The sequence below is a fragment of the Allosphingosinicella sp. genome, assembly GCF_036402135.1.
GTDB lineage: Bacteria > Pseudomonadota > Alphaproteobacteria > Sphingomonadales > Sphingomonadaceae > Allosphingosinicella.
Genome location: NZ_DASWTN010000034.1, coordinates 48,665 through 57,984 on the forward strand (window position 1 = coordinate 48,665; position 9,320 = coordinate 57,984).

Sequence of the window (9,320 nt, forward strand, 5' to 3'; positions counted from 1 at the left end):
CCCTAGCCTTACTGCGCGCCGGGCCCCTGCAGCTGACGCTTCAGCGCGCGGATCGCGTCCTCGTTGCGCTCTACCTCCAGCTGGCGCTCCACCGCATTGGTGAATTGCTGGGCAAGCTCGTCGCTCGCCACCTGCCCGAACTGGGCCTGAGTCGCCTGGATGAGCTGCTGGTTGCCGCGCGCATCGCCCGCTTCCGTCGTGGCGAGATGCACGACGAACCAGCCGCCGCGGTTCGGCGCCTCGAGAAGCTTGGCGGTGCCGCGCTTCATGCTGAACATCATCTGGAGCGGCGGCGGAACCTCAGCGCCACCCTGGCTGATGTCCATGCGGCGGGCGTTGATCGGCTGCGGCGCGGGGAGGGCGATGCCCGCCTGCGCAAAGGCCTGTGCAGGCGCGGTGCCCGCATTGATCTTGGCGACGATGGCGGCGGCGACTTGCCGGGCGCGCTGCGCCTGACGCTGGGCGACGAGGTCGGTGCGTACGCGGTCGGCGATCTGCGCGAGCGGCGGCGGCGCGGCGGGGACGATGCGGCCGACGGCAAGCATGGCGAAGCGCTGGCCCTGTTGGATCGTCTCGACGACCGGATCCTCGTCCTCGGCCATCTCGAAGGCGGTCTTCAGCAGCGGCTGAATGTCGGTGGTCGCCCCAGCACCAGCGGCCGTGACGGGCGGTGTTTCCTGCACCTGAAGGCCATTCGCCCGGGCGACTTCCTCGAAGCTCGATCCATCAGCGAGTGAATCCTCGATCCGCGTGACGAGGTCGGCAAGGCCGGCCTCCGTCTTCTGCTGCGTAAGCGCTGCTGCAATCTCGCCGCGCACGGCCTCGAGCGCACGGGCAGGCGTGCGGTTGATCTTGTCGATGCGGACGATGTGCCAGCCAAGCTCCGACTGGATGGGCTGCGTCACGGCGCCTTCCGCCGCGCCGAAGGCAGCATTGGCAATGGCCGGCGAGCTGATCCCGCTAAAGCCCTGGCGGTTCTGCCCCGCCTGACGGATATCGCCGGCGCTGAAGCCCGCTTCCGCCGCCGCCTGTTGGAAGCTGGTGCCGCGGGCGAGCTTGGCCGCGAATTGCTGGGCGGCCTGCTGCGTCGGCAGCACCACCTGGCTCAGATCGCGGGTCTCCTGCGCCGCATAACGTGCCGCGTTGGTGCGGTAATAATTGGCGATCTCGGCATCGGTCGGACGTGCCTGCGCCGCCACCTTGTCGGGCCCGAACACCGCATAGCGAAGCACGCGCCGCTCCGGCAGCGTGTAGCGGGTGCGGTTCTGGTTATAGAAAGTCTGCAGTTCCGCATCCGTCGGTGCCGGCCCAGCCGGCATAGCTTCTGCGGGCACAATCCCCACAGACCCCTGCCGCCGCTCGAGCAGTAGCGAGGCATATTGAAGCGCAAGGCTCTGCGGCACCCGCGCGTTGCCGGCGATCGGCAGGAGCAGCTGGCGCTGGATGATTGACGCCTCGATCTCGCTACGGAGCGCCTGCTCGGTCACGTTCTGCCGGGCGAGCGCCGCCTGGAAGGCCGCATTGTCGAACTGGCCGGCAAGGTTCTGAAACGCCGGAATGCTAGCGATCTCGCGGTCCACCATCAGCTTCGACGCGGCCAATCCGACGTCGCGGCCGAACGAAAGCAAAGCCTTCACCGAGATGAGGCCGCGAAGCGCCTCTTCGAACACGCCGGTGCGAAGGAAACGGGGCAAGTCGAGCTCAGGCTGCTGCTCCCGCGCGCGGGTCAGCTGCCGGTTCACCTGGTCGGTCAGCTCCGTCGAGGTGACCGTCTCGTCGCCGACGCTGGCAAGGGTGGAGCTTCCCGCCCCGACACCGCCAAGCCCGCTCCCGCCCGTGCCGAAGCCGGTAATGACGATCGCGAAGAGGCCGATTGCGAGCACCCCCAGCATGAGCTTGGACATGATGCCGCGGCGGAAGAAGGAGAGCATGACTTACCTTGAAAAGGAACGGGAGGGCGCCGTCATAGAAAAGGCTGCGGCATGCGGCAAGCTTGGCGCGGGGCCGCCAGCTTGCTAGGCGCGCGCCATTCACGAACAGGGAGAGGTAAGTTGCGGAAGCTGGTGGCTGGAAACTGGAAGATGAACGGCAATCTGGCGCAGCTTGCGGAGCTCGACGCCATCGCCGCCGCCGCCGAAGCCAATTCGGGCGTCGACGTCGCCGTCTGCCCTCCCTTCACCCTGATCGTTCCCGCCCGCGAGCGCGCGCCCGGCCTCGCCATCGGCGCCCAGGACGTTCATGCCAAGGATTGCGGCGCCCATACCGGCTGCATCTCCGCCCCGATGCTGAAGGAAGCGGGCGCGCGGCTCGTCATCGTCGGCCATTCGGAGCGCCGCGCCGACCAATATGAAAAGGACGAGGAAGTCCGCGCCAAGGCGACCGCCGCTCTGGCCGCCGGCCTCCAGACCATCGTCTGCGTCGGCGAAAGCGAGGCGCAGCGGGAGGCGGGCGAGCATATCGCGGTCGTCACGCGGCAGCTTCAGGGCTCGCTCCCTACCGAGCGCGGCAGCGGCGAGCTGGTGATCGCCTACGAACCGATCTGGGCGATCGGCACAGGCAAGACCGCGACGCCGGAAGACGTGCGCGAAATGCACGCTGCTATCCGCAACCATGTGGGGAAGGGCGTCCGCATCCTCTACGGCGGCTCGGTCAAGGCCGACAACGCCGCCGAGCTTTTCGCCACCCCCAATGTCGACGGCGCCCTGGTCGGGGGCGCAAGCCTCACCGCCGCCCAATTCGTGCCGATCATCGAAGCGGCGGCAGGCGTCTGAGGAGTTTATTCGCTGGCGGCTGCCGGTTCCGCCGGAGGGATCAGGCTGGCATGCGAAGTGGAAAGCTGCCAGCGGCCGGCCCGGTTCACATAGACGCGGGTGACGCGGAAGCGGCCGCTTAGGTCGATGGGCACGTTGGGCTGCGGCCGGAAAGTCGCGCCTTCCCAGACGACGGTGCCCAGCAATACGGCGGTGTTGCCGTAATCGTGCACGGTGACATCCTCGATCTTCCCGCTCTTCAGCGAGAAAGTGCCCGGCGCGTAGAAGGCAAGCTCCTCCGCCCGGTTCGTCGTGCCGCCGCGAAGGTTGGTGTGGCTATATTCGGCGGCGAATTGCCGCTCCAGCACCGCCCGATCGCCTTTGACATAGGCGGCCTGCCTTTCCTCCTCGAGCGCCAGGAGCGTGCGCTCAAGCGCGCTTTGGCTCGCCGCCGGGGCCGCAACCGCCAATAACCATGCCGCCAGGATCATCTGCATCGCTGCCTCAACATTTGTATCGTCGCCAGGATAGAACATGATCGGTCCCGCGGCCATCCCCGCGGTTGAACCCGGCGCGCACATCGACTAGATCGCAGCGCAGCAATTTCCCGAAATCGAAAGACAGCCCACGTGTTCACCTTCCTCCTCATCGTCCAGACGATCGTCGCCGCCAGCCTCGTCATCGTCATCCTGATGCAGCGTTCAGAAGGGGGCGGGCTGGTCGCTTCGTCGAGCGGAAGCCTGATGACCGCGCGCGGCGCCGCCGATTTCCTGACCCGCGCCACCGCGGTACTCGGCACGCTCTTCATCGTTTTGTCGATCGCGCTTGCCGGCCTCGCCGCCGTCGACCGCGCACCGACCACCATCGATCCCTCGCTCGCCGGTCAACCCGCCGCGCCCGTGCAGGCCCCCGGCGGCGTCCCGACCATCGACCCGCTCGCCGGCCTCGCCCCCGCAGCGCCCGCCGCAGGGACGGCCGCTCCTGCAGCCAATGCAGCCGCTCCGGCTCCGGAGACGAACGGCGCAGTCCCGCTCGCCCAATAATCCCCAGAAAAACCTCGGCCAAAGTACCACTTTGGCCGAAAACGTGATTCCTGCCCTTGCGTTAGCGACGGCGACCCGCTTAAGCCTCGACTCCCATGGCGCGGTTCATTTTCATCACCGGCGGCGTGGTCTCATCGCTTGGCAAGGGTCTCATGGCTGCCTCTCTGGCGGCCCTCCTTCAGGCGCGCGGCTACAAGGTCCGCATCCGTAAGTTCGACCCCTATCTGAACGTCGATCCGGGCACGATGTCGCCCTATCAGCATGGCGAAGTCTATGTGACCGACGACGGGGCGGAGACCGACCTCGACCTCGGCCATTATGAGCGCTTCACCGGCGTCGCGGCGCGGCAGTCGGACAATATCACCACCGGCCGCATCTACCGCGACATTATCGCTAAGGAACGGCGCGGCGACTATCTCGGCGCCACCGTCCAGGTGATCCCGCACGTCACCAACGAGATCAAGGCCTTCGCACTCGCCGAAACGGAAGGCCACGACTTCATCATCTGCGAGATCGGCGGCACCGTCGGTGACATCGAAAGCCTCCCCTTCATCGAGGCGCTTCGCCAGCTCCGGAACGACATCGGGCGCGAGAACACCGTCTTCGTCCACACCACGCTCGTCCCCTATATCGCCGCGGCGGGCGAGCTGAAGACGAAGCCGACGCAGCACAGCGTCCGCGACCTCACTTCGCTCGGCATCCAGCCCGACGTCCTCCTTTGCCGCGTTGACCGGCCGCTTCCCGACAGCGAGCGCGCCAAGATCGCGCTCTTCTGCAACGTGCGGAAGGAAGCCGTCATCCCTGCGCTCGACGCGAAGAGCATCTATTCCGTCCCGCTCCAATATCATGAGGAAGGCCTCGATACCGAGGTGCTCCGCGCCTTCGGCATCATGGACGCGCCCGCGCCGGACCTTTCCCAATGGCACGAAATCATCGACCGCCTCACCAATCAGGAAGGCGAGGTGACGGTCGGCGTCGTCGGCAAATATGTCGGGCTTCAGGACGCCTATAAGAGCCTTACCGAGGCGCTCGTCCACGGCGGCATCGCCAACCGGGTCAAGGTCAACATCCGCTGGCTCGACGCGGAATTGTTCGAGCATGGCGATGCGGAGGTGGCGGCTAGCCTAGAGCCCTGCCACGCCATCCTCGTCCCCGGCGGCTTTGGCGAGCGCGGCACCGAGGGCAAGATCCTCTCCGTCCAGTTCGCGCGCGAGCGAAAAGTGCCCTATTTCGGCATCTGCCTCGGCATGCAGATGGCCTGTATCGAAGGCGCCCGGAACACGGCCGGCGTCGCGGGCGCAAGCTCCACCGAATTCGGCGAGACGGCGGAGCCTGTAGTAGGCCTCATCACCGAATGGATGACGCCCGAAGGCGTGCAGCAGCACCGCGAGGCGAACGGCGACCTCGGCGGCACCATGCGCTTAGGCGCCTATGAAGCGGAACTCGGCGGCAACAGCCACGTCGCCAGCATCTATGGCGGCACCAGGATCAGCGAACGCCACCGCCACCGCTACGAAGTCAACATCCACTACAAGGACGCGCTGGAAAAAGGCGGCCTCGTCTTCTCAGGCATGAGCCCCGACGGCCAACTCCCGGAAATCGTCGAACGCCCCGACCACCCCTGGTTCGTAGGCGTCCAGTTCCACCCGGAGTTAAAGTCGAAGCCTTTCGACCCGCACCCGCTGTTCGCAAGCTTCATCGAAGCGGCGGTGAAGCAGAGCCGGTTGGTTTAGATTAAATCTGGCAAGCACCGGCAGCGGACGTTCCGAGCCGACATCGCAGCACCAACAATATCTGCTATGGGTGGAAAGCGGACATTGGCGTACGCTTTTGCAAGCTCGGATCATCGTTTTCTGCGGAGCTGTTGCTTTCACACAGGATTAGTGTCGGCGTCTGGAGCCGTTAGCCCACCCCGAGGCGGATTTGAGATACTGTGTTTCAGGTTCAGCAGCGGCGGTCGCGGTTTACCTTGAAGGCCTCTTCAAACGGCAGCGTAAACAGATACTCGCCTGCGTCGTTCTGCACTTCGATGAACGATGCCAGGTTCAGCTCGCCTTCCCGCATCTCCTCACTCATGATGGAGCGGGCTTCGAGAAGGGCTTGCTTCCGTGCAGCTTCCACGCTCGGAAGCTCCTGACCTTCCTCATCTTCAGTCAGGCCGTTGCCGTTGCATACATGGAAATAGAAGCGCGGCATGGGCGCACAGCGAGGCGGAGGCGCTTCCGTTCCTGATCTGGATCAAAACGTGCGATGACCAGCGGCTGATGGACGGCTTGTGGTGTGCCGGAAGGGCTCGTCAGATTAGCGTGCCGACTGTGACGTCGTCCCGTTGAACCTCGCAGACCGGGCAATCGGCATCGTCCGACGCCTTCTTCATGGCCTTCACATCATCGACTGCGATGATGTGTTTTGTCTTTAGGATCGTGCCGCCGGGCTTAGTGACCTTGTGAACTCTGTAGTGTTTCATGAGTCGCCCCCTGATCCGTACAGTCCCACGAGGAGAGGCGTCGCGCAAGCGCCTCTGTCGCTCCAGGGCGTGGCCGGCTTCGGTTTACTTTCCGCGATAAAGTCTTCGGGTTTACACGCAAAGCTATTCCTCGATGTCGCCGCAGGGATGCCTCCGCGCTTCGGCCACGGCGTCTTGAAGGTTCGTGTAGCGATAGCCGCCATACTCGAAGAAGTCGGCGGGCACGCGGACGATGCCGTATTGCTTCATCTCCTTGTCCGCTTCGGCGGCGCTTAGCTCGCTTGGCTGTGCATGCGTTGCGGACGTCATATTGATTTCCCTTTCATTACGAGTTCCGCTCTCGTTTGCCGGAGCACCCTCGAATGGTGCTCGAAGAGGCCAGGGCGGCCGCAGAAGGAGCCGTCCGAAGCCCGTTCCGCGAAGTGGCGCGCCATCCGATCCGCCTGGTCCTGCGGACTGCCTTGTGCGTCCCGGGCGAGTTCCGGAAATTGCGTGATCATCGCGGCTCTGCCATCGTTCGGCCCTGCTCCGCCTCGATCTCCGCTACTCCTGCGAGGAACTGTTCGACACGCACTAATCCGCCGGCGCTTTCGATCGCGACATCAAGCGGCCGTCCGCCAAGCAAGCTCTGGTGGGTGTTGAGGAAACCTCGCACCGCATCGGTGGAGGTCAGCGCCGCCTGGGTCGCCCGCACGGCCTGCCCTTGCCGCGCCTTTTCCTCGGGTGAAAGGTGCGGAATGGAGCTGCGTTTTTTCCAATGGTTCATTGCCGTTCCTCCCGGTCCGACGGCTTTTCCATCGAAGTTGGCGGTTCAAGGTGTAGCGCAGGCCTGTCATCGGCCGCCGCCGCTTCGATGCTGTAGCGGCCGGCCAGTTCCAGATGGACGAGGCGGGCCGCCGCGCTAGTGGCGTTGCGCGCCATGTCGGCGGATTCCTGCTGCCTCTTGAGCCAGAATGTCTTGTCCATGAGATCACCTCTTTAGGTGCAAGCGGGAGCACATGAGTGTCTCTCTGTCACGGGATGCTTGCGGAAAAGATCAGGTGATAGGAAGCATGTAGCATGACCCACGGCTAATAACCATAGCGTCAGTAAATAAATATAAGGATTCGGTTGTCGCAATCTTTGGGAGTATCTGGGGCTTTACTTCGTCTTCAAAGCCTTTCTATCCTCATCCAACTCTGCGACGTTGATATCGCTTCTCTCTTGGCCAGCCACTACTTCTTCCATCGCGCGCTCCATCTGAGCACTTGGAGAAGCGTTGCTTTAGGGCAAATCGCCGCAGCCTTGGAGCGTGCATAGAAGCAGAACGAAGAAAGCTCGCGCTGCGACTGCGGATCGAAAGGGCGGACATTCAGGCCGCCGGAAGCTCGTGCTGCCAGGGCAGCTCGTCATAAGGAGGTTGGTAGCCGCGCCAGCGATAGAGGTTCTCGACGATCTCAAAGGAAATGCTGCGGTCCGTTACCCAGGCGATGTCCGGCATACCCGTGAAGCCTTTTCGCCGATAGCGTCCCGTGCCGTTCATGCGGGTGCTATTTGCCATCGGCGGCCTCGCATTCGTCCCGGTGGCGCTGGATCATCTTGTCCGCTTCCCCGACCAGCCGCTCGCTTTCTGCGATGCTGTCTTTCAGATCCTGCTGGTTGTCCTCGAATTCGCGATCCTGCCGCGCGCGCCTCTCGGCACGGTCTTGCTTGTCGGTAATATGGAATACCTTCCTGGCAGCAAGAACGGCCGGTGACGCCTATTGATCCACAGCAGAAGGCGAGTGTGAGATCTCGCAGCTTCGGGACAACCCGTCTGCTTACGCCAGAAGCAGTCCCTAGTGAGCGCGGCTGTTTTGCTACTCCTTAGGCTAGCTAACGTGCAGCCATTGAGAGAACTTTCCTACACCCCCTCTTTCATGCTCCATCATGCCGGATGAACGCATGCGCCTCAGCTCCCCGATCCACTTCTTCCACCCGCCTCGCTCGGTTGCGGCGATCGTTTTGGTGTGACCTTAGTGTGACCTTCCGCCGGCGCGGCGGAGGCTCGCGCGCTGAACAAGCGGGGCGGTTCGGCGTTCATGCCGAAAAGGAAGGGCCGATATGCTTCGCCGCTTTGCAGTCGTTTTAGGGATGCTGGCACTCGCCGCCTGCGACGGGGCAGGTGAGGGCGAGGAGGCGGGCGGCAACGCGGCCGCGCCGGTGGCCGACGCACCTGCGCAGAATGATGCCGATTTGGCCGCGGATGCGGCGCTTGCCGATGCGGCTGCGCAGGCCGAGGCAGCCGACGCGGCGGTCGGCGGCAACATGACGAGCGAGGATGTCAGCGCGGCGAACGAGCAGGCCGCCCGCTAGCCGCTTCTGAATTACTTGGTCGCAAACTGGCCGGCTTCGGCGCCGAACTCTTCCTTCGCGTGGTTGCGCGCGGCGGTGGCGGTCTTGAAGCTTTCGTCGAGCCTGGTTGAGGTGACGAGCGGATAATTCTGGCTGTTGTAGCGCGTTTCGCGAACTGTCAGGCGGAAATTGCCCTCTTCGTCCTTGTTGATGAGGAAGGGTGCGATCGGCTTGGCCATGAAGTATCTCCGTTGCTGAAAAGGGGAACGAAGGGACGGACCGTTAGGTGCCGCCCCCCGCGATTTGTTTAGTCGATGAGGTCTGCGACGATCCGACGCAGTTCGCGTGCGGAAAGCGTCGGCGACCGGCGCTCGGCCGGGGCCTGGCCGGGCGTCTTCGCGCCATAGGCCAATGTGAGTTTCGGGCGGCTGCCGCCCAGTGTCTGTACTTGCATGATTATTCCTTGGACGGAGCTTTCTCCGTCATTCGTTCGATGAAATGCCGACGCGCGGGACTGCTGCTTTAGGGCCGCGAATACGCGCCCAAGGCGGCGGAGCCGATAGCTTGAATGGGAAGAATGGACCGGCGCTTCGCTGTGCGGAAGGCGGTCGACAATTCACGTCCAGGCGACGTCTGCACTGTTCATATGGGGGCTGGAGCCCAAAATAGCAACCAACGGCATGTTTTAGGCCGAAATTCGAACTTTAACCCGCGCCGGGACCCCGCTACCGATAATTTTGTTATGCT

The 9,320-nt window shown here is 63.9% G+C and carries 15 protein-coding genes; 5 read left to right on the top strand and 10 right to left on the bottom strand.

Features of this window, described 5'->3' with window-relative positions:
* Nucleotides 1-8: 8 nt before the first annotated feature.
* The gene (locus VGD10_RS10125) at nt 9-1,931 is read right to left on the bottom strand and encodes a peptidylprolyl isomerase (protein ID WP_331040699.1); all 1,923 of its coding nucleotides are present in this window, start codon (nt 1,929-1,931) and stop codon (nt 9-11) included.
* 120 nt (nt 1,932-2,051) lie between these two features.
* On the opposite strand from VGD10_RS10125, the gene tpiA reads away from it, so the two are divergent.
* Nucleotides 2,052-2,771 carry a triose-phosphate isomerase gene (tpiA, locus tag VGD10_RS10130; RefSeq protein ID WP_331040700.1) on the top strand — a complete coding sequence of 240 codons (720 nt, stop codon included), beginning with the start codon at nt 2,052-2,054 and terminating at the stop codon, nt 2,769-2,771.
* A 5-nt stretch (nt 2,772-2,776) separates the two neighbouring features.
* Here tpiA and VGD10_RS10135 read toward each other — a convergent pair whose 3' ends face one another.
* Nucleotides 2,777-3,286, bottom strand: coding sequence for a nuclear transport factor 2 family protein (locus VGD10_RS10135; RefSeq protein WP_331040701.1), 510 nt, complete (start codon nt 3,284-3,286; stop codon nt 2,777-2,779).
* Nucleotides 3,287-3,379: 93 nt separating this feature from the next.
* Here VGD10_RS10135 and secG point away from each other — a divergent pair, with 93 nt between their 5' ends.
* Nucleotides 3,380-3,793 (top strand): preprotein translocase subunit SecG, encoded by a 414-nt coding sequence (secG, locus tag VGD10_RS10140; protein ID WP_331040702.1) that lies wholly within the window; start codon nt 3,380-3,382, stop codon nt 3,791-3,793.
* Nucleotides 3,794-3,888: 95 nt separating this feature from the next.
* Complete coding sequence (locus VGD10_RS10145; RefSeq protein ID WP_331040703.1) at nt 3,889-5,526, top strand: CTP synthase; 1,638 nt, start codon at nt 3,889-3,891, stop codon at nt 5,524-5,526.
* Between the two features lie 211 nt (nt 5,527-5,737).
* Here VGD10_RS10145 and VGD10_RS10150 read toward each other — a convergent pair whose 3' ends face one another.
* From VGD10_RS10150 to VGD10_RS10175, 6 genes are all read right to left on the bottom strand, one after another.
* Nucleotides 5,738-5,989, bottom strand: coding sequence for a DUF6894 family protein (locus VGD10_RS10150; protein WP_331040704.1), 252 nt, complete (start codon nt 5,987-5,989; stop codon nt 5,738-5,740).
* A 100-nt stretch (nt 5,990-6,089) separates the two neighbouring features.
* Entirely contained in the window at nt 6,090-6,260 is a 171-nt protein-coding gene (locus tag VGD10_RS10155) for a hypothetical protein (protein ID WP_331040705.1), read from the bottom strand.
* Nucleotides 6,261-6,383: 123 nt separating this feature from the next.
* The gene (locus VGD10_RS10160; RefSeq protein ID WP_331040706.1) at nt 6,384-6,569 is read right to left on the bottom strand and encodes a hypothetical protein; all 186 of its coding nucleotides are present in this window, start codon (nt 6,567-6,569) and stop codon (nt 6,384-6,386) included.
* A gap of 187 nt (nt 6,570-6,756) precedes the next feature.
* Complete coding sequence (locus tag VGD10_RS10165) at nt 6,757-7,026, bottom strand: hypothetical protein (protein ID WP_331040707.1); 270 nt, start codon at nt 7,024-7,026, stop codon at nt 6,757-6,759.
* Nucleotides 7,023-7,226: a hypothetical protein gene (locus VGD10_RS10170; RefSeq protein ID WP_331040708.1), complete on the bottom strand. Its 204-nt coding sequence runs from the start codon at nt 7,224-7,226 to the stop codon at nt 7,023-7,025. Before VGD10_RS10170 ends, VGD10_RS10165 begins: the two co-directional genes overlap by 4 nt.
* A gap of 385 nt (nt 7,227-7,611) precedes the next feature.
* The gene (locus tag VGD10_RS10175) at nt 7,612-7,782 is read right to left on the bottom strand and encodes a hypothetical protein (RefSeq protein WP_331040709.1); all 171 of its coding nucleotides are present in this window, start codon (nt 7,780-7,782) and stop codon (nt 7,612-7,614) included.
* Between VGD10_RS10175 and VGD10_RS10180 the strand changes: the two genes are divergently transcribed.
* Together VGD10_RS10180 and VGD10_RS10185 are read left to right on the top strand one after the other, a co-directional pair.
* Nucleotides 7,781-7,996, top strand: coding sequence for a hypothetical protein (locus tag VGD10_RS10180; protein WP_331040710.1), 216 nt, complete (start codon nt 7,781-7,783; stop codon nt 7,994-7,996). The genes VGD10_RS10175 and VGD10_RS10180 overlap by 2 nt on opposite strands.
* Before the next feature lie 346 nt (nt 7,997-8,342).
* Nucleotides 8,343-8,594, top strand: a complete 252-nt coding sequence (locus VGD10_RS10185) for a hypothetical protein (protein WP_331040711.1) — start codon at nt 8,343-8,345, stop codon at nt 8,592-8,594.
* Nucleotides 8,595-8,605: 11 nt separating this feature from the next.
* Here the strand turns inward: VGD10_RS10185 and VGD10_RS10190 are convergent, their stop codons facing one another.
* Both VGD10_RS10190 and VGD10_RS10195 read right to left on the bottom strand, forming a co-directional pair.
* Nucleotides 8,606-8,812, bottom strand: a complete 207-nt coding sequence (locus VGD10_RS10190) for a hypothetical protein (RefSeq protein WP_331040712.1) — start codon at nt 8,810-8,812, stop codon at nt 8,606-8,608.
* A 68-nt stretch (nt 8,813-8,880) separates the two neighbouring features.
* Nucleotides 8,881-9,027: a hypothetical protein gene (locus tag VGD10_RS10195; RefSeq protein WP_331040713.1), complete on the bottom strand. Its 147-nt coding sequence runs from the start codon at nt 9,025-9,027 to the stop codon at nt 8,881-8,883.
* Nucleotides 9,028-9,320 lie beyond the last annotated feature (293 nt).

Bases quoted from the DNA above. Each gene is read 5' to 3' on its own strand.
- VGD10_RS10125 (WP_331040699.1), bottom strand. From the start codon at position 1,931: ATGCTCTCCTTCTTCCGCCGCGGCATCATGTCCAAGCTCATGCTGGGG.
- VGD10_RS10135 (WP_331040701.1), bottom strand. From the start codon at position 3,286: ATGTTCTATCCTGGCGACGATACAAATGTTGAGGCAGCGATGCAGATG.
- VGD10_RS10145 (WP_331040703.1), top strand. From the start codon at position 3,889: ATGGCGCGGTTCATTTTCATCACCGGCGGCGTGGTCTCATCGCTTGGC.
- VGD10_RS10150 (WP_331040704.1), bottom strand. From the start codon at position 5,989: ATGCCGCGCTTCTATTTCCATGTATGCAACGGCAACGGCCTGACTGAA.
- VGD10_RS10155 (WP_331040705.1), bottom strand. From the start codon at position 6,260: ATGAAACACTACAGAGTTCACAAGGTCACTAAGCCCGGCGGCACGATC.
- VGD10_RS10160 (WP_331040706.1), bottom strand. From the start codon at position 6,569: ATGACGTCCGCAACGCATGCACAGCCAAGCGAGCTAAGCGCCGCCGAA.
- VGD10_RS10165 (WP_331040707.1), bottom strand. From the start codon at position 7,026: ATGAACCATTGGAAAAAACGCAGCTCCATTCCGCACCTTTCACCCGAG.
- VGD10_RS10170 (WP_331040708.1), bottom strand. From the start codon at position 7,226: ATGGACAAGACATTCTGGCTCAAGAGGCAGCAGGAATCCGCCGACATG.
- VGD10_RS10180 (WP_331040710.1), top strand. From the start codon at position 7,781: ATGCGGGTGCTATTTGCCATCGGCGGCCTCGCATTCGTCCCGGTGGCG.
- VGD10_RS10175 (WP_331040709.1), bottom strand. From the start codon at position 7,782: ATGAACGGCACGGGACGCTATCGGCGAAAAGGCTTCACGGGTATGCCG.
- VGD10_RS10185 (WP_331040711.1), top strand. From the start codon at position 8,343: ATGCTTCGCCGCTTTGCAGTCGTTTTAGGGATGCTGGCACTCGCCGCC.
- VGD10_RS10190 (WP_331040712.1), bottom strand. From the start codon at position 8,812: ATGGCCAAGCCGATCGCACCCTTCCTCATCAACAAGGACGAAGAGGGC.
- VGD10_RS10195 (WP_331040713.1), bottom strand. From the start codon at position 9,027: ATGCAAGTACAGACACTGGGCGGCAGCCGCCCGAAACTCACATTGGCC.